This is a genomic window from Paraburkholderia terrae (assembly GCF_002902925.1).
In the GTDB taxonomy this organism is placed as follows: Bacteria; Pseudomonadota; Gammaproteobacteria; order Burkholderiales; family Burkholderiaceae; genus Paraburkholderia; species Paraburkholderia terrae.
Genome location: NZ_CP026112.1, coordinates 1,308,569 through 1,325,834 on the forward strand (window position 1 = coordinate 1,308,569; position 17,266 = coordinate 1,325,834).

The window sequence follows — 17,266 nt, forward strand, 5'->3', positions numbered from 1 at the left end:
AAACCGAATAAAAAAACCGAACGCCCGAATGTGGGTTGCCGCACGCATTGCGGTGCGCAACGGTGTTAAAGACGTGCCTGTAGCACCGTGCTTTGCCCATGAAGAATGCCCGCAGAATCGATACTCACGAACCACGGAGACTTCATTCATGTTGACGCTGTATTCGTACCCCGATCTGTTCGGTGTCGCCGACAACAACGCGTTCGGCCTGAAGGTCTATGCGTTCATGCGGCTGTGCGGGCTCGATTTCGAGCACCAACATATTCTCGATACGTCGCGCGCGCCGCGTGGCCAGTTGCCGTATCTGTCGGACGACGGTGAGACGATCGGCGACAGCGACGCGATCATCGCGTATCTGAAGGACAAGTACGATCTGCGGATCGACAGCGCGCTATCGCAAGGTCAGGCGAATCTCGACTTCCTTGTGCGCCGCACACTTGACGATCTCTACTGGCCAATGAGCTATTCGCGCTGGCGCGACGATTGTTATTGGCCGTCGTTTCGCGATGCTGTGCTGCGCGAGCACACCGACGTCACCACGAGCGATCTCGAAGCGGCGCGCGAGTACAACCGGCAGCGCTATCACTATCAGGGCATCGGCCGTTACGAGCCGGATCAGGTGTACGCGCGAGGTATCGGCGATTTGCGGGTGGTGGCCGATCTGCTCGGCGATGACGGCTTCGTGTTCGGCCCCGAACCGGCCACCATCGACGCCGCGATCTACGGCTTTGTCGCGAACATTTATTTCTATGAGATCGACACGCCGCTGAAGGCGTATGTGCTGTCGCGGCCCGAACTGGTGCGCCATTGCCGCGCCATGCATGAGCGCATCGCCAATGCTTGAAGTGCGGGCGGTAAGGAACTCGAACGCGGCATTGGCTGTCATCGGATAGGATTGACCTTCGTCAAAGGATCGAAGCGGAACGATCGACATACACCCGCTACCGGGATCGACCACGGTATCAAACAACGGCATCAAGCAAGGGAGAAACAATGACAATACAACGCCGCCGATTCATCGCCATAACCACGGCCGCGCTCGCTACGGGCGGACTGGCGCTCGCGGGCTGCACGACCACGGGGCCGTCGTCGGATGCGTCTCCCGAAGCGAACGCGGGCAAGCGCCGGTCGATCGATGCGGACGTCGACGGAACACTCACGCGTCTGTTCAACACGATCGGCGGCTCGCGTGAACTTGCCGATAAGTCGCGCGGCATCCTTGTATTCCCTTCGGTGATCTCGGCAGGCTTCTGGTTCGGCGGGCAGTACGGGCAGGGCGCGCTGCGCGTCGGCGGACAGACGTCGGGCTATTACAGCATCGCGGCGGCGTCGTTCGGCTTGCAGATCGGCGCGCAGTCGAAGGCGATCGTCATGCTGTTCATGACGGACGACGCACTCAGCGAGTTCACTCGCAGCCAGGGCTGGTCGGCGGGCGTCGATGCGTCGGTCGCGCTCGTGAACGTCGGCGCGAACGGCAACGTCGATACGTCGACAGCGATGAGTCCCGTCGAAGCGTTCGTGCTCACGAACGGCGGGCTGATGGCGGGCGTATCGCTGGAAGGCTCGAAGATTTCCCGCCTGATTATCTGATCACAGTCGTCTGATTGCATGCCACGGATGGCGCGCTCCGCGCCATCCGCTTTCTCTCGAATCCTCAGTTCAATCGCGCTGCGCATCCACCGCAGCGTGCCTTGCCTCGCTCATTTATCGCTAAGTCTCGCGTCGCATCATGCTTGACATGGAAGCAACGTAACGACGGAGGCACACGAAATGATCAGGCACATTCTGGTAGCAGTCGGCACGAACCCGGACAACAGCGTATTGAAGTCCGCCATCGACAAGGCCCGCCACACGGGCGCACGGCTGACGGCCGTGTATGTCGTCGACACGATGCCCTGGTGGGCGATGGCGGGTGTCGAGTACGGCTGCTTCGATTCGATACAGATGGTGGCGGAACTCGAACGTACGGTCGAGCGCCGCTGCAAGGAAGTGTTCGAACTCGACGCATGGGACATTCATACGCAGGCCGTCACGGTGCAACTCGAAGGCGGCAGCGTGGGCCGCAGAATCGCGCGCTTCGCCGAAGAACTCGATGCGGACATGATCGTCGTCGGCGCGGGACATGGCTCGAAATGGCGTTTCTGGGAAGAGCGGATGAGCGACGTGGTTGCGCGCTGCACGCGTCGCGCGGTGCTGGTCACAGCAACAGCCGATGCACGTCGCGATGAGCCCGCAGGCGAAGAAGCTCATCGCCATCAGCGGGCAAGGACGAGCGCACCCGCTCGCGCTCAAACGCTTTGAGCTACGCGCCGCCGATCAGCTTCAGCCCCGCGGGCAACGATTCGCCGAATACGCGGCCGGTATCGGCTTCATCGAGCGCGACGGTCTCGCGGACCATCTGGACCCACGCCGGCGCCGCGCCGAGCGTTTCGAGCCGCCGTATCACCGATTCGCGCGCTGCGTCGGGCAGGTCGCGCGAACGGTCGCCCGTCATGCGCGACAGCTGTACGGCGGCGAACGCGGCGGGCTCGACCTTTTTCCAGTCCAGCGCAAGCACGGCTTCGAGCCAGGGCAGCGCGACCTCGGGTGGCACGACGCCATGCGCGCTGCCGTAGAACGGCAGCCGCGCGCCAATGCGCCCGATGGCCCACCACGTTTGATGATTCTCCGAAGGCTTGCGCAGCCGTTCGAGCAATTGCTGCGCAAGCGCGATCTTGCGCTCCACCGAAATGCGCTCCAGCGAAGCCTGCACGCGAATCATGTCCGCATAGCCGACCTTGGCGGGATCGAACGGCAACTTCTGCTTTTTGATGCTCGCGGCTTGCAGGAAGTCCATTGCGTCGAGCAACTGCAACTGCGCGTCCTCGCTCAGGCCGCCTGCCGCGCGACGCCATAGCGTCCACCATTCGGACCACACACGGCTTTCGTGGATGTACTGGATGCCGTCGTCGAAAATCGACCACAGCTGCTCGACGCGCCATTCGTCGAGTGGATAACCGAAGCCAGGCCGCAGGCAATAGCCCGCGAGATTGAGCCACAGCCGCTCATGATCCGCCGAGCGACGGCGCCGCTTTGCGCGGTCCCACAATGCGCCGAACAGTTCGCGCAAGAGCGCTACGTCCCAGTTGTCGCGCGGGCCGAGCGTGTGTTCGAGTTGCGCGCGCAGACGCTTGACTTCGTTGGGCCCGACATTCGATGCACGCGCGCCAAACGCGCGCTCGATCAGTTCGATCGCATTGTCGAGCGATGGGTGGCGTGCAGTTTCGCCGTTCTCACTGGCCGCTCCAGATGCCTCGTCGCGGCGCAGTTCGAATTGCAGCAGCCAGCGTTGCGAAGGGTCGTCGGTGGCGATGCAGTTCACTTCGAGCGTGCCGACTTCGGTGATCGACGTGGTGAGCTTCACGGGCCGCTCGTCGGCATCGGATGCCTGCTGGCGTTGCACGACGGTTGCAATGGGTGGCAGGCGGATGAAATCGCCTTGCGAAAGATCCGTGAGTTCGCCGGGCTTGAAGCGCGTATCGGCGACCGTCGACATCAAATGAAAACGCACCGGCTGCCCGAGTCGCAGCGCGAACACGCGGTCGTTGAGATGTACCTCGTGCGCTTCTTCCATACCACGCGGCAACAGGCAGATGCCCTGATCGCCTTCGAGCACGAGGAAATAGCTGCGCGCCGAGCCGCCGCCGATGCGCGGCGCGTTGCCCGCGCGCGCCAGTCCATAGGCGACGGCGCCGCGCGCGACGGCGACATCGGGATGATCGTTCTGCAGTACGTGCAACGGCTTGCCGCGCCATGCGCCGAGCGTGTCGGCCAGCCGTTGCGTCAGCGCGTGTGCGCGGAACACGCCGCCGTTGAGCAGCAGCGTGTCGGGGACGGGCAGCGTGTCGTCTGCGCCGGCCTCGCCGAGCGCCTCGCGCGATTGCGCCGCGAGCCGCTTCAGAAACGCCGCGACGTGCCGCGTGACGGCGGCGTCGCTGGCATATGGCAGACCGAATTCGACGATGGCGGCGCGCGAGCGGCGCGGCATCTCGTCGGCGGAGACTTGCGGAAAGAATCCGTCGACCACGACGCGCCCGATCTCGTCGCGTGTCAGATGCGTGGTGCGCGCGCCGCCGATCAGGCGCGAGCCCGAGCCCAGCAGCGTGATCGCGACCGACTCGGGCGCGTTCGCATCGAGCAATTGCTCTTTCGCGACGCGGCAGCGCTCGACCAGTTGCGACAGACTCGCCGCCGACAGCCGCGCCTGACCGTCCTGCGACTGCGTAAGACGCGTCTCGGCGAGCCGCGCGAGGGCGAGGTCCATGTTGTCGCCGCCGAGCATCAAATGATTGCCGACGCCGATGCGCGTCAATTGCGGCTCGCCGCTAGCGTCGATGTGAACCTTGATGAGCGTGAGATCGGTCGTGCCGCCGCCGACGTCGCAGATCATCACGAGCTTCGTGTCGTTTAACTCTTCTCGAAGATTGACCCGATGATGAAACAGCCAGTCGTAGAACGCGGCCTGCGGTTCTTCGAGCAGCCGCAGCGCGGGCAGCTTCGCGAGACGCGCGGCTTCGAGCGTCAATGCACGCGCGCCTTCGTCGAACGATGCGGGCACCGTCAGCACGACGTTCTGCTGTTCGAGCGGTGCATCGGGAAAGCGCGTGTTCCAGGCGGCGCGCACGTGCGCGAGGTAGCTCGCGCTCGCGGCGACGGGCGAGACTTTCGCGACGTCGTCGGGCGCGCCCCACGGCAGGATCGGCGCGAGCCGGTCCACCGATGCATGCGAGAGCCAGCTTTTTGCACTCGTGACGAGCCGTCCTGGCACCTGCGCGCCGAGTGCGCGCGCAAGCTGGCCAATGACGGGCGGCTGTGTGCCGCCGGGTTTTTCAGTGGCAGGCGGCCACGGCAGTTGCAGATCGCCCGGATTCAGCTCGCCCGCAGCCGGGTGATAGCGCACGGACGGCAAGAGCGGCCGTGCGCCCACTTCGCCGGGCGCAACGAGTTGATCGACCTCGAACACGCGGATATCGTCGGAACCTGTTTCGACGTACGCGACGACGGTATTGCTCGTGCCGAGGTCGATGCCGACCGTGAAACGCGCGGCTGCCTGCTTCTGCTTTTGCTTCATCGAAGCCTTGACGGTCAGCCTTGCGCGCCGCCGCGCACGTCGAACTCGACTTTCCAGCGCTCGGTCGTGCCGCGCGGAATCGCTTCGAGTTCGAGCGTGCCCGCTTCCGTCACGCGCGCGTGCAGCTTGACGGGCACGACTTCGCCGACGGTACGGCCTTCGGCGGGCAGCGACGCCTCGATCTCTTCGAGTTCCTGCAATTCATCCGGCGACCAGTAATCGAGCATCGTGCCGACCTGATCGAGACGCCGCACAGACGAGCCGAAGAACCGGAAATGCACCGGCTCGCCGACCACCAGCCCGAACTCCTGTTCCGGCAGCGGCGCGTCGGTGCCTTCTTCCATGCCGAATGGCGCGACGCACAGCGCGGAGATGGGCGGCTCCATGCCGGGAACCGCGGGCATCGCCGATTCGATTGCGACGTAGTACGCCCGCGCCGTGCCGCCGCGAATGCGCACGCCACGGCCGCGCTTCACGTAGCCGTAGTACGCGGCGCCACGCGCGACGGCGAGATCGAGGTCCGCGCCTTCGAGCAGACGCGCCGGCGCGGCGCCGTCGGCCGTGAGCCAGCCGTTGAGCGTCGTCATGATCCGCTCGACCAGCAGCGGCGACTTGAACACGCCGCCGTTGAACAGCACGGCCGTCGGATGCAGGAACGTCGCATTGGCTTCGAGCGGCAACTGGCCGTTGCTCTGCGTGCCTTGCAACTCCGCGAGCGCCGCGACCTGGCGGCCGAGAAACGCCGCGAGATGACGCGTGATGCCCGCGTCCTGCGCGTACGGCAAACCGAGCTGCGTGAGGCCGGCGCGCGTGCGGGTCATCGGCCGGGCCGACGATTCGACTTGCGGAAAGAAGCCTTCGAGGATCGTCTGCGTGAGTTCGTCGCGCGTGAGTTCGGTGCGGATCGAGCCGCCGATCAGCTTCGAGCCGCGGCTCGGCACGACGAGCGGCACGGTATCCGTCGACGGATCGGACAGCAGCGTTTCCTTCGCGCCACGGCATGCGTAGGTGAGGGCGCGCAGTTGCCACGGATCGGCCTGCGTACCTTGCGACGCGAGCTTGCGCGCGACCACGTGCGCGAGCGCGAGGTCCATGTTGTCGCCGCCGAGCAGAATGTGATCGCCGACTGCGACGCGATGCAGTTCGAGATTGCCTTCGCGCTCGATCACGGCGATCAGCGACAGGTCGGTCGTGCCGCCGCCGACGTCGACGACAAGGATGATGTCGCCGAGCTTGACCTGCTTGCGCCATCCGCCCGTGCTCTTCTGGATCCAGCTATAGAGCGCGGCCTGCGGTTCTTCGAGCAGCGTCATCTGGCCGTAGCCGGCGGCGTTGGCGGCTTCCGCCGTCAGCTCGCGCGCGGCGGGATCGAACGACGCGGGAATCGTCACCGTGATTTCCTGCTGGTCGAACGGTGCATCGGGATGCGCGTGGTTCCACGCCTCGCGCAGATGCGTCAGATAGCGCACCGAGCTTTCGAGCGGCGACACGCGTGTGACTTCAGGCGGCGCGTCGCTCGGCAGAATGGCCGCGCGGCGGTCGACCCCCGGATGGCACAGCCAGCTTTTCGCGCTCGAGACGAGGCGGATCGGCGTGCCTGCGCCCCGGCTGCGCGCCATTTCACCAACGGCGAAGGTGCGCTCGCCCGTCCACGGCAACGCGAGGTCGCCGGGCGTCAGTTCGCTTTCGTGCGGCAGATAGAGAAACGACGGCAGCAGATCGAGGTCTTCGATCGCGCCGGGTGCGGTCAGCTGGGTAACGGGCATCACCTGCTGCTCGGTCTTTTCGCCGTCGCTGGCTGCGAGATCGACGTACGACAGCGCGCAGTGCGTGGTGCCCAGATCGATACCGATCGAATAGCGGGGATCGCTCATAGTTCCACCTCGGCAGGGGCGAGCACGGTAGCGTCGTGGCTTTGCGTGAGCTTCGGCAGACGCACGTCGGCGACGCGCCAGCCGCGATGGCTGATGCTGCCCGAAAACGGCGCCTTGCCGACGACGTTGCCCGTCAGGCGGATGGCCGTCGCGTCGAAGCCTTCGTTGATCGTCACGCGGCTGCCTTCGGCTTCGTCGCGCACCGGTTGAATCGTGAAATGCTCGCGCAGCGTCGCGCGGCAGCCGTCATGGACGAGGCGCGCGGCCGCGCCGATATCGGCATCCGAATACTTCGCGATGTCTTCCTCGACGAAATCGATGAAGCGTGCATCGCGCTGGAGCAGTCCGAGCAACTGGAGCGCGGCCTCGGGCGTGGCTTCCTTGATGACGACGGGCGCCGGGGCCGGGGTGGGCTTAGCGACGGGCGCTGCGGCCGGAGCCGGTGCCGGCGTGGGCGCCGCGCCGCTGCGCAGGCGCAGCACGCTGGCGGCGAAGTCGCGATCGCCCAGAATGCTGAAAAATGTTCCGAAGGCAAGCGACAGCCTGCCCAGCAACGAAACGTTCGGTTCGGTCATGAAAGATCGCTCCTGATTCTTGGGGATTCGGTCGCGCCGCGCGGCTGTCGCGCGGCGGCGTGGAATTCGGGGGCGGACGGCGGCGGCCGCCGCAAATGGGCGGACGCGCGCTCGATACGTCCGCGTCAAAACCCGTATTTTGCCTTGTTGTGAGCCGTCGCCGGTTCTAAGTCTGATTCCTGCGCAAGTTTGGCGGCCGGATTTTACGTCCTCGCGTAACAATAAGCGGCATCGTCCTGTCATTTTTTACAGCGAGGATAGGGGGCGTCCGGGTACGTGCAATGCGGCCCGGACGTGCGTTCGTTGGCTATGTCGCCAGCGGTTCGCGTATTGCCAGGACGCGGCGGGTCTTCACGGCCACATGGCCCGTGCGCGCTATTGCGTTCAACCGTTTTTCGGAGGCAAGCCATGAGCATTTTCAGCACGATCCTTAGCAAGATCTTCCCGTCGAGCCATCCGGCCGTGCAGGCTGCAGCGGCGCCGGACGCGGCGCCAGCCGCAGATGCCGCGCCCGCTGCGGCTCCCGCCGCCGCGCCGGCGGAGCCCGTCGATGTCGAAGCGATTCTCAGCGCGCTCGCCGAGCAGAATTCGGAGAAGTTGAACTGGCGCACGTCGATCGTCGATCTGATGAAGCTGCTTTCGCTGGACAGCAGCCTCGGCGCGCGCAAGCAGCTCGCAGAGGAACTGGATTACAGCGGCGACACGAACGATTCGGCATCGATGAATATCTGGCTGCACAAGCAGGTGATGACGAAGCTCGCCGAAAACGGCGGCAAGGTGCCGGACGATCTGAAGAACTGAGCGGTTCGGGCGGGCGAAGTGCGTGAGCGTTCTGTCACGGGTATGCGACTTGCGACGGCGCGTGGATCATGAAGCTCGCCACGTTCAACATCAATGGCATTCGCTCGCGTTTGCCTGCGTTACTCGCATGGCTGGAACGGGAAGCGCCCGATGTCGTGTGCCTTCAGGAACTGAAGGCGCCCGACGCGGGCTTCCCCGAAGCTGAGATCAATCGCGCCGGTTATGGCGCGATCTGGCATGGACAGACGTCGTGGAACGGCGTCGCGATTCTCGCGAAGGACGCCCAGCCTGTCGAAACCCGCCGTGGTCTGCCCGGCGATCCCGACGATACGCATAGCCGTTATATCGAGGCTGCCGTCGATGGTTTGCTGATCGGCTGTCTGTACCTGCCGAACGGCAATCCGCAGCCGGGTCCGAAGTTCGACTACAAGCTCGCGTGGTTCGAGCGGCTGATCGTCTACGCGAAGAAGCTGCTCGATTCCGGACACCCCGTCGTGCTGGCGGGCGACTACAACGTCGTGCCGACCGACGTCGATATCTACAACCCGCGCTCGTGGCTCAAGGACGCGCTGCTGCAACCGGAAAGCCGCGAGTGTTATGCGCGGCTGCTGAAGCAGGGATGGACGGACGCGTTGCGCACGCGCTTTCCGGATGAACAGGTCTTCACGTTCTGGGATTACTTCCGGCAACACTGGCAACGCAATTCAGGCTTGCGCATCGACCATTTGCTGTTGAACAAGCCTGTCGCCGCGATGATGCGCGATGCGGGTGTCGACCGGTGGGTGAGGGGCGAGCCGCATGCGAGCGATCATGCGCCTACGTGGGTTGTGCTCGATCTCGACGGGCGCGTGGTCAATGTGAAGAAAACTGCAGTGAAGAAAACTGCAGTGAAGAAAACTGCAGTGAAGAAAACTGCAGTGAAGAAAACTGCAGTGAAGAAAACTGCAGTGAAGAAAACTGCAGTGAAGAAAACTGCAGTGAAGAAAACTGCAGTGAAGAAAACTGCAGTGAAGAAAACTGCAGTGAAGAAAACTGCAGTGAAGAAAACTGCTGCCAGACGAAGCGCGGTACGAACGACACCAGCAGCCGCGTCAAAGAAGACCGGAAAATAACTTCACGTTACCCGAGTCGACAAGGGCGTTACCCGTGAAACTTTAGCAACACGTCCGCAGCCACTTCCTCCATCACGTCGCGCACAGGCCGGTCGGAAGTCAGATTCAGTGTCACATGATGCGTGCCGTTCTCGCGCATCTCGTCCAGCACAGCCAGCAACGCATGCCGTCCCGCGCGATATCCCAGCGATAGCGGCGTCGCCGGTTCGTGCGGGTTGTCGCTCAGATCGAGCCGCATCGCGACTCCAAACGCGCGGAACGAAGGCGCCGGCAGACGATCGACGGCCGCGCGCCACATGCTGTGCCGTGCGCGCTGCGTCTCGGGCTCGCGGTGATAGGTCATCCAGCCGATCGAATGCCGCGCTATCCAGTCGACGCTCTGTCCGCCCGAGCCGACCGCGAGCAAGGGCACAGCCAACGGCGGCTGGGGCAGTAACATGAACTCGGGTGCATTTTCCGGCCGCAGATCGGGTATCACGCGCGGCGTTTCGCCGAGTGCAGCCGCGACCGTCTCCCAGTGCGTTCGATACAGTTCGCGTCGCTCTTCGGCATCGCGCCCGAACGCGGCGTACTCGGGCGGCCTGTCGCCTGAGCCGAGGCCGAGTATGAAACGGCCATTCGACAGCGTCTGCACGGATCCCGCGCCCTTCGCGATATGCAGCGGATGGCGCAAGGTCAGCACGATCGCGCCGCTCGCGAGCGCGATTTGCGTTGTACGCGAGGCGAGCGCCCCGAGCAGCACCCACGGATCGAGGTGCCCAACGGGATCGGGATAGTCGGCGCTGTTCAACGGCACGTCGCGCACCCAGAGCGCGCGAAAACCGAGCGTGTCGGCCAGCGCCGCAAGCTCGATCTGCTCGTGAAAGTCCGCGACGATCTGGCCCGCGCGCAACAAGGGCAGCGTCAGCCCGATCGACAGATGGCCTTCGGAAAACACCCGGTGATCGATTGTGGATCTGGCTGTGCTCATCGGTGGTTGCCTGCCTTGCCGCCGTCATCGAATTTCCTGCAATGGCGGCGCGATTCAATGGAAGCCGATCCTAGCATCGCGCCGCAAATCCCGCCTGGCAATGGACAACGACGGGACAGCGCCGGACACAACAACCCACTTGAGCCTTTGGTAATTTGTCTCCAACTGTGCCGGAAGCAGCGTATGTGTAAACCGAATCGAACGCGGCCCGAGCGGAAGGGAAGGCGCGTCGAGAAATGCGACGCCTCGATAGACGTATCGACGGGACGTGGATGCAGTTCAACAAGAACCCGATTCCGAACGGACGAGAATGGCTCCGAAACGGGGCTGGACCGATCCCGAGAGCTCCGGAGCAATGTCCGAGCGTACGGCTATCGGATATCCAGCGCGTTGGCGGCATAGTTCTGTTTCATGGGCGTATTTGTTCTATCGGAAGGATGTGCGGGTCCTGTTGAATAGAGGTACGGTGGTACGAATCACAACTGGATGGCAACGCGCCGAGCGATTCTGCTGATGATGCAACGACTAAGAGGAACATGCACGATGAGGTCCGTACAGTATGTTTGCGCGTCTAGCAGCAGGAAAGTCGATGGAAGGCTCGACGAGAACACTGCCTGGTTCGAATTTCACCAGGTTGCCCATCTGTTCGGCATGAGTCTCGAACAGGCAGCCAAGATACTCTGGCAAGCGGGCACGACCGGCGACATTGAGCCTGAAAAAGATGTCAGGTCTTCCGACCGCTGCAAATGCCTGCTGAGTCACCGGGCAGTCGTCGCGGTCGGATACCAGGTCAACTATGGTCGGGCAACCGCTTTCCGTCACTGGTGCGCGTCGGGCATGACTGTTCCGTTCCGTTGAATCTTCTTTTTAGTGACAGTTCTTCGATAAATTCCGTCGAACACGTGCCCAGTCACACGGCTGAGATGCGTGGGCTGGGACCGTCAGTGCCAGGCAATGCTTCTATTCACTGCCATCGTCTGTGGCCGACATTCTCAAGATGAGTGGCCATGTTCCGAGCCGAGTTCGAGATTACTTTCCTGTTTTAGGCGGATGGGAGCGCAACAATCGATGTTCCGCACTCCAAAAAACGTCGCGAACGACAATCTTCGCGGTAACGTTCGCGTGTCGGTGATGAGACAGCGATTCACCAGGCCTTAGGCAACGGTTACAGGCACTCGACGCGCCAGGCCGCACATCAATTCATAACCGATGGTGCTGGATGCATAAGCGACATCATCAATCTTCACCTGGTTGCCCCACAGTTCGACTTGGGACCCTATTCGCGCCTCAGAACAGGGAGTTAGGTCCACCGTAATCATATCCATGGAGACCCTGCCAACAGTACGCGTCAAGATGCCGTCTACCGAGATGGGTGTGCCGCCAGGCGCATGTCGAGGGTAACCATCCGCGTATCCGCAGGCAACGACTCCGATGCGCATTTTGCGTTCAGCTTTATAAGAGCGGGCGTAGCCAACGGTCTCTCCGGCTTGCAGCGTTTGCGTTCCGATAATCGCACTGGTCAGCGACATCGATGCGCGAAGGGGAATCTCTGCGATGTCAGTGGCACGACCAGACGGCGAAGCTCCATAAAGCACAACGCCGGGTCGTACCCAATCACGATGAGCGCGCTTGTGCCACAGCACGGCGGCGGAATTTGAAAGGCTGCGCTGGCCGGGAATGCCACGCGTTGCTTCGTCGAAGCGATTCAACTGCCAATCTACTGCATCCTCATCTGCATTGGCAAAGTGACTCATGAGAGAGACTGTGCCGACCCCAGCCGAGGCCGATGCGCGCTCCCACGCTTGACGGTAGGCGTCGGGCAGGAACCCGAGCCGATTCATCCCGGAGTTCATCTTCAGATAGATATCAATCGGCCGTCTCGGCCTTGCGGCTTCAATGAGTTGAAGTTGTTCGTCGCAGTGGACGGCCACGGTCAAGCCGAACTCGTCTGCAGTTTTCGCGTCGGCGTGGTTAAAGATTCCCTCGAGTAAAAGGACAGGCTTCTTCCAACCCAGCTGCCGGACCCGTACTGCCTCGTCGAGGTCGAGCAACGCAATACCGTCCGCCGCCTGGAGAGCAGGGTAGATGTGTTCAATTCCATGCCCGTAGGCATTCGCTTTCACTACCGCCCACACACGTGAGTCTGGAGCTCGCTGCCGGACGACTTCGAGATTGTGTTGGACGGCACCAGGATGAATACGTGCGTGGATGGGGCGTGGCATAACCTTCCTCTTCAGGACAAAGTTCAAACGACACTTCGGAGCGTTGCTGTCAGGACTTCTGAGGTCGTGCGGCGGAACGTCCATCGCACGGCCCGATTCCTAGTCCAGCTCGAAATCGGCCGGCACCTGTGGTTCTTTTTCGTAACGAAAGACGTTGAGGTCGTCGTATCGAATGGCGGGCTGTTTTCCAGATATCAGGTCGGCGAGAAGCTGAGCTGAGCCACACGACATCGTCCAGCCGAGCGTGCCATGACCTGTGTTCAGGTAGAGGTTGGGCACGGACGTACGACCTACGATAGGCGTGCCGTCTGGCGTCATCGGGCGAAGTCCGGTCCAGAACGTGGCGCGCGATGTATCGCCGCCACCTGGGAAGAGGTCGTTCACGCACATTTCCAGCGTCTCGCGACGCGCTTCGCGCAGTCGCTTGTCAAACCCGACGATTTCGGCCATCCCGCCGACACGGATGCGCTTATCGAATCGCGTGATGGCAATCTTGTACGTCTCGTCGAGAACCGTTGAGACTGGCGCACGTGACTCGTCGGCGATTGGCGCGGTGATGGAATATCCTTTGAGTGGATAGACGGGAATCTTGACCAGTCCAGACAGGAAGTTCGTCGAATACGACCCAAACGCGACGATGAACGCATCTGCATGGATGAGTTTCGCACCATGCCGAACGCCGGCGACCCCTCCACCCTCGACGACCAGACCATCGACCTGGGTGTTGTAGCGGAAGGTGACGCCCGCTTTCTCAGCCATTGAGGCGAGCCGGGTGGTGAACAACTGGCAGTCACCGGTTTCGTCGCCCGGCAAGCGCAATCCACCCGTCAGCTTATGTGAGGTGGCAGCAAGGGCAGGTTCAACCCGGGCGAGCTCATTGCCTGTCAGTAACTCGTACGGGATGTTGGCCTCTTTAAGTACCGCGATGTCCTTCGCCGCGCCATCGAACTGCTGCTGCGTCCTGAACACTTGCAGAGTGCCTCCAGCACGTCCCTCGTACTGAATGCCCGTCTCGGCTCGTAAAGCCTTCAGACAATCGCGACTATATTCCGCGAGTCTCACCATGCGGTTCTTGTTAATCGCGTAGCGTTCGGCGGTGCAGTTCTGCAGCATCTGCCACATCCATTGCAGTTGGAACTGCTTGTCCGCGTCGTCCGGTCTGATTGCAAGCGGGGCGTGTTTCTGGAACATCCACTTCACAGCCTTGAGCGGTACGCCGGGGGCAGCCCAAGGCGCCGCGTAGCCAGGGGAAATCTGGCCTGCGTTGGCAAAGCTCGTTTCGAGAGCGGGACCCTGCTCCCGGTCGATGACCGTGACTTCATGGCCTGCCCGCGCGAGATAGAACGCGCTCGTTACACCGACGACTCCGCTGCCCAGCACGACGACTCGCATTCGACAGACTCCACAGCCAAAAGGCCATAAACAGTTAGCAAAAACTACAGATGCAGCACATGTCAGTTGATGACCGGATGCTAGCTGCAAGCTCTTGGGTTTTTCTATTGTTTAATCGGCAATTTTTGGCTGAATCACCTGGTTTGCCTTCGCGGTGTGTCGAGTGAGAGTCCGCAGGCTCCCGTCGTGGCTACGAATTCCCAAAGTAAGTGTCGGCGCTGGACCTCATCCAGCGTGCGGTGACGCGCCATGCAGACATGATTGATGCGATTGCGCGCAAGGATGCTGATGCCGCTGAAAAACTCGCGCACGAGCATACGATGCTGTTCCAGAAGCGATTCCTCGATTACATGCGACAGAACATGACGGAATCGATGGCGCTTCTGTAACCCGCGCGAGGTGTCTTGCGTGACTGTCAGAGTCCCGCAAGAGAACCAGTCGGATAACGTATGCGATGAGAAACGTCAGGCCGGCACCTGCCCCGCGGGCCCGTCCAGGATGCGGAGTTTGTCGCTCATGTCGGGTAAGTTGTGACCTGCCGCTCGAACGTCGCTCACAAGCCGATGTGCAGCTGCCTTGCAGTGTGCGAGCGTCGCATGCAGGCGCGGCTCTGCCTGCAGGCCGGTCACCGCTTTCTCAAGTTCAGGAGGGGATTCGCTTAGCAGGGCGGGAACAACTTCGTCCGGCGGAATCAGGGAGCCGTGACTCAACAGCTGAGCGGTCCAGTCGCATCCGTACAGAAGCGCACGTCGTTCGGCCTTTCGCGCTTCGTCCTGCTCAAGCGTGTCGAGGCTATGCCGGTTCTTCTGAATCTCAGAGCGCCACGCCGCCAGTATGTCGGCTCGCAGCGCCGCTATCGCGTCACCGAGCGACGCGTTCTGCCCAGCCGCTACAAGACGACGTTCATCAAGTCTGTCTACGTGGTCCCGATAGCTTTCGAGGTACGGTAGCCAGTTCAACGGTAGCTCCGTCTTTTCAAAGAACGCGTGGCTTACCTCATTGAGTTCGTTGCGAATATCCTGAAGGGCCTGGTAGTCGGCAAGACGCGCTTCGTGTACGTCGTGGGCCGTCACCATCTGTCGGTGCAGAGGGAAGAGTGGATTGCTGTCGCGCCGCTGTAGATGTCGCTCGGCCGCGCCCGGCCGCGCGCTCCATTTCCAGTTGGGCAGCGATTTCGCGTCAAATTCGACTGCCTGTATCATCGGCCGGAAAACAGCCAGTGCTTCCTCTGTGGCATGGCGAAAGCAGTCTGCCACCTTGTAGTCATTGCCTTGCAGGGGGGCGTCCGCATTCCTCGCATACGGTGAGTCGGGCGTGAGCCTGAGCGTGCCTGTGGCCAGAAAGAATTCCATCGGCAGTTCCACGGACAGGCCTTCCTGCCTGAAGGTGCGCTGTTCAGTGGAAATCGCCTCGACAGAATGCGCCAGGCGGTTTTCCAGGTCGAGGAGGGTATCAATGGTGTCTCCCGACGAGGGTTGCGCCGCGTCGGCAAGCAGGCAGAAAGTTTCGCGTGCCATCCTCGCCGCGATAGTGCCGTGCTTCTCAGCAAAGAGCCAGAACCAGAGGGCAAGCTGGTAGCCCTTGACACCGTTTCGGGCGATGGGTTCGACGTCGGGTGCGAACGCAATACCGGGCGCGGCCCAGCTCGCGAACGGCGGTGTTCCGGCGCCCTGATACATCCCCAGGAGTTGCCGTATCGATTCATGCGTATCGGTGGGCCAGTCGCGCGCCTCCTCGAGGCGCTTCTCGGTCTTCCAGAACCTCCAGTCCATTCTGAACCTCGCAAGAGAGCAAGCGTATCCGTGCTACGCGCTGCGATGGATACTTGCACACTCTGCCGAGGGCGTAAATCGGGGCTGTCCTTCGTCGCCCCGCAGTGGCACCAGTCGAAAGGCCATGCCGTTAGCGGCGCCCCTTACTTTTGGGAGAGATGGCGCCCAGATTGAACGCAGCCGTTAAGCACGACCGTGCATGACGGCGCTGGGCAGCGTGTGCTGCGCTTGCCAAACTGGAGCGGTCGCGCTATGGCGTTGACACGCAGCGTCCGGGCCCGACCGTCGCAAGCATACGCTCAGGCGGGTTACGGTGTGCCGTTCGTATTTCGTGTCACCGCGGACGCGCTAACTATCCCCATAGCTGCTTCCTGCAAGCTCTCGTTCAGTTACGCGACGCAGATGCCTGGTACCGCAACTTTCTGGAACAGATGCGGGGTAGCAGCGGCCGACGACGGATAGGCCGAGACTTTGGCCCTGAATTCAGGATGTGCAAACGCAGCCCGGAAATGGGCGGTGGATTCCCAGACGGCATAATTAAGATACGTCGGACTCTCGCCAAGCGCACGATGCAGTTGGGTGGAGATGAAGCCTGGCTGACGCTTCATAAATTCTGCGTCGTCTTGCCATACTTTGAGAAACGACGACTCGTCGGCCTTCTCCAGCGTAAAGACGTTCATCAAAACCACGGGAGAGGCATCGATTGCGACCTGACGTTCTATTGGAAAGGCAGGGTCAAGCGGGCGAATAAGCATGGTGAACTCCTTCAATCTACGTTTCGGTGGTGTAATGATTCCACATTGACATTATGATGTCAATGTGGAATCATTACACCATATTGAGAATATGGTGACAAATGAATAAATCTAAGCGAACGCCTGCTGCAGAAGCCTTGTCCAGTATGATTCTCGACCTGTTTCGCCTCAACAACCGGCTACTGTCTGCGGGAGACCGTCTGGTCGCCGAGGTTGGCTTGACGAGTGCCCGCTGGCAGATTCTTGGCACCATCGCAGCCGGTGACCGGCCGCAGCCGGTCGCGTGGCTCGCGCGCGATATCGGAGCGCACCGCCAGAACGTACAGCGCATCGTCAACGAACTGGAAACTGAGGGCCTCGTTTCTTTTGAACCCAATCCGCACCACAGACGGGCGGCCCTTGTCGTATTGACGGACAAAGGGATGCAGGCATTCGAGGATGCGATGCACCTGCAGGTACCATGGGTCAATAATCTTGCGGAAGAGCTTCAGGTGCGGAACGTGGAGACGACACACAAGGTCATCACCGAGGTACTTCGAAAACTTGAAGGCGATGACGAATAGCCAGCGCTGATGAGTTCGGGGTTCGGCCCGAACTCATCAGCAGCGCCGGGACCATCAGCCCGGTGACCTGTGTTGCTGCGGAAATAGCCCGAGAGGCGGGCGTCCGTGGAAGCGTGACGG

15 protein-coding genes and 1 pseudogene are annotated in these 17,266 nt (G+C 61.9%); 8 read left to right on the forward strand and 8 right to left on the reverse strand.

From position 1 onward, the window contains the following. Window positions 1-148: 148 nt before the first annotated feature. The 3 genes from C2L65_RS22060 to C2L65_RS22070 all read left to right on the forward strand — a co-directional run bounded on the left by C2L65_RS22060 (window position 149) and on the right by C2L65_RS22070 (window position 2,301). On the forward strand, window positions 149-844 hold the full coding sequence (locus C2L65_RS22060) for a glutathione S-transferase family protein (RefSeq protein ID WP_042309311.1): 696 nt from the start codon (window positions 149-151) through the stop codon (window positions 842-844). A gap of 155 nt (window positions 845-999) precedes the next feature. Next, on the forward strand, window positions 1,000-1,590 hold the full coding sequence (locus tag C2L65_RS22065; RefSeq protein ID WP_042309335.1) for a BPSL1445 family SYLF domain-containing lipoprotein: 591 nt from the start codon (window positions 1,000-1,002) through the stop codon (window positions 1,588-1,590). Window positions 1,591-1,770: 180 nt separating this feature from the next. Beyond that, complete coding sequence (locus tag C2L65_RS22070) at window positions 1,771-2,301, forward strand: universal stress protein (protein ID WP_042309312.1); 531 nt, start codon at window positions 1,771-1,773, stop codon at window positions 2,299-2,301. A 1-nt stretch (window position 2,302) separates the two neighbouring features. Here the strand turns inward: C2L65_RS22070 and C2L65_RS22075 are convergent, their stop codons facing one another. From C2L65_RS22075 to C2L65_RS22085, 3 genes are read right to left on the reverse strand one after another with little or no spacing between them, the layout of a single operon-like run. After that, entirely contained in the window at window positions 2,303-5,110 is a 2,808-nt protein-coding gene (locus C2L65_RS22075; protein WP_042309314.1) for an Hsp70 family protein, read from the reverse strand. A gap of 14 nt (window positions 5,111-5,124) precedes the next feature. After that, complete coding sequence (locus C2L65_RS22080) at window positions 5,125-6,984, reverse strand: Hsp70 family protein (RefSeq protein WP_042309316.1); 1,860 nt, start codon at window positions 6,982-6,984, stop codon at window positions 5,125-5,127. After that, window positions 6,981-7,559: a DUF2760 domain-containing protein gene (locus tag C2L65_RS22085; protein ID WP_007589788.1), complete on the reverse strand. Its 579-nt coding sequence runs from the start codon at window positions 7,557-7,559 to the stop codon at window positions 6,981-6,983. Before C2L65_RS22085 ends, C2L65_RS22080 begins: the two co-directional genes overlap by 4 nt. Before the next feature lie 408 nt (window positions 7,560-7,967). On the opposite strand from C2L65_RS22085, the gene C2L65_RS22090 reads away from it, so the two are divergent. After that, window positions 7,968-8,360, forward strand: a complete 393-nt coding sequence (locus tag C2L65_RS22090) for a DUF3597 domain-containing protein (protein WP_042309318.1) — start codon at window positions 7,968-7,970, stop codon at window positions 8,358-8,360. 68 nt (window positions 8,361-8,428) lie between these two features. Further along, window positions 8,429-9,193 (forward strand): annotated as a pseudogene (gene xth, locus C2L65_RS22095) (exodeoxyribonuclease III); the annotation flags it as partial. 307 nt (window positions 9,194-9,500) lie between these two features. On the opposite strand, the gene C2L65_RS22100 reads toward xth, so the two are convergent. After that, window positions 9,501-10,442 (reverse strand): LLM class oxidoreductase, encoded by a 942-nt coding sequence (locus C2L65_RS22100; RefSeq protein WP_042309346.1) that lies wholly within the window; start codon window positions 10,440-10,442, stop codon window positions 9,501-9,503. Between the two features lie 543 nt (window positions 10,443-10,985). Between C2L65_RS22100 and C2L65_RS22105 the strand changes: the two genes are divergently transcribed. Continuing rightward, on the forward strand, window positions 10,986-11,300 hold the full coding sequence (locus tag C2L65_RS22105) for a virulence RhuM family protein (protein ID WP_042309347.1): 315 nt from the start codon (window positions 10,986-10,988) through the stop codon (window positions 11,298-11,300). 296 nt (window positions 11,301-11,596) lie between these two features. On the opposite strand, the gene alr is transcribed toward C2L65_RS22105, so the two are convergent. Both alr and C2L65_RS22115 read right to left on the reverse strand, forming a co-directional pair. Then, entirely contained in the window at window positions 11,597-12,664 is a 1,068-nt protein-coding gene (gene alr / locus C2L65_RS22110) for an alanine racemase (protein WP_042309378.1), read from the reverse strand. Between the two features lie 99 nt (window positions 12,665-12,763). Further along, complete coding sequence (locus tag C2L65_RS22115) at window positions 12,764-14,056, reverse strand: D-amino acid dehydrogenase (protein WP_042309348.1); 1,293 nt, start codon at window positions 14,054-14,056, stop codon at window positions 12,764-12,766. Window positions 14,057-14,265: 209 nt separating this feature from the next. On the opposite strand from C2L65_RS22115, the gene C2L65_RS22120 reads away from it, so the two are divergent. Beyond that, the gene (locus tag C2L65_RS22120; RefSeq protein ID WP_233446591.1) at window positions 14,266-14,445 is read left to right on the forward strand and encodes a GntR family transcriptional regulator; all 180 of its coding nucleotides are present in this window, start codon (window positions 14,266-14,268) and stop codon (window positions 14,443-14,445) included. Between the two features lie 75 nt (window positions 14,446-14,520). On the opposite strand, the gene C2L65_RS22125 is transcribed toward C2L65_RS22120, so the two are convergent. Both C2L65_RS22125 and C2L65_RS22130 read right to left on the reverse strand, forming a co-directional pair. Next, window positions 14,521-15,828 carry a hypothetical protein gene (locus C2L65_RS22125; RefSeq protein WP_042309349.1) on the reverse strand — a complete coding sequence of 436 codons (1,308 nt, stop codon included), beginning with the start codon at window positions 15,826-15,828 and terminating at the stop codon, window positions 14,521-14,523. Between the two features lie 389 nt (window positions 15,829-16,217). Next, window positions 16,218-16,583 (reverse strand): antibiotic biosynthesis monooxygenase family protein, encoded by a 366-nt coding sequence (locus C2L65_RS22130; protein ID WP_042309381.1) that lies wholly within the window; start codon window positions 16,581-16,583, stop codon window positions 16,218-16,220. Window positions 16,584-16,729: 146 nt separating this feature from the next. On the opposite strand from C2L65_RS22130, the gene C2L65_RS22135 reads away from it, so the two are divergent. Beyond that, window positions 16,730-17,146 (forward strand): MarR family winged helix-turn-helix transcriptional regulator, encoded by a 417-nt coding sequence (locus tag C2L65_RS22135; RefSeq protein ID WP_233446592.1) that lies wholly within the window; start codon window positions 16,730-16,732, stop codon window positions 17,144-17,146. The last annotated feature ends 120 nt before the right edge of the window (window positions 17,147-17,266 follow it).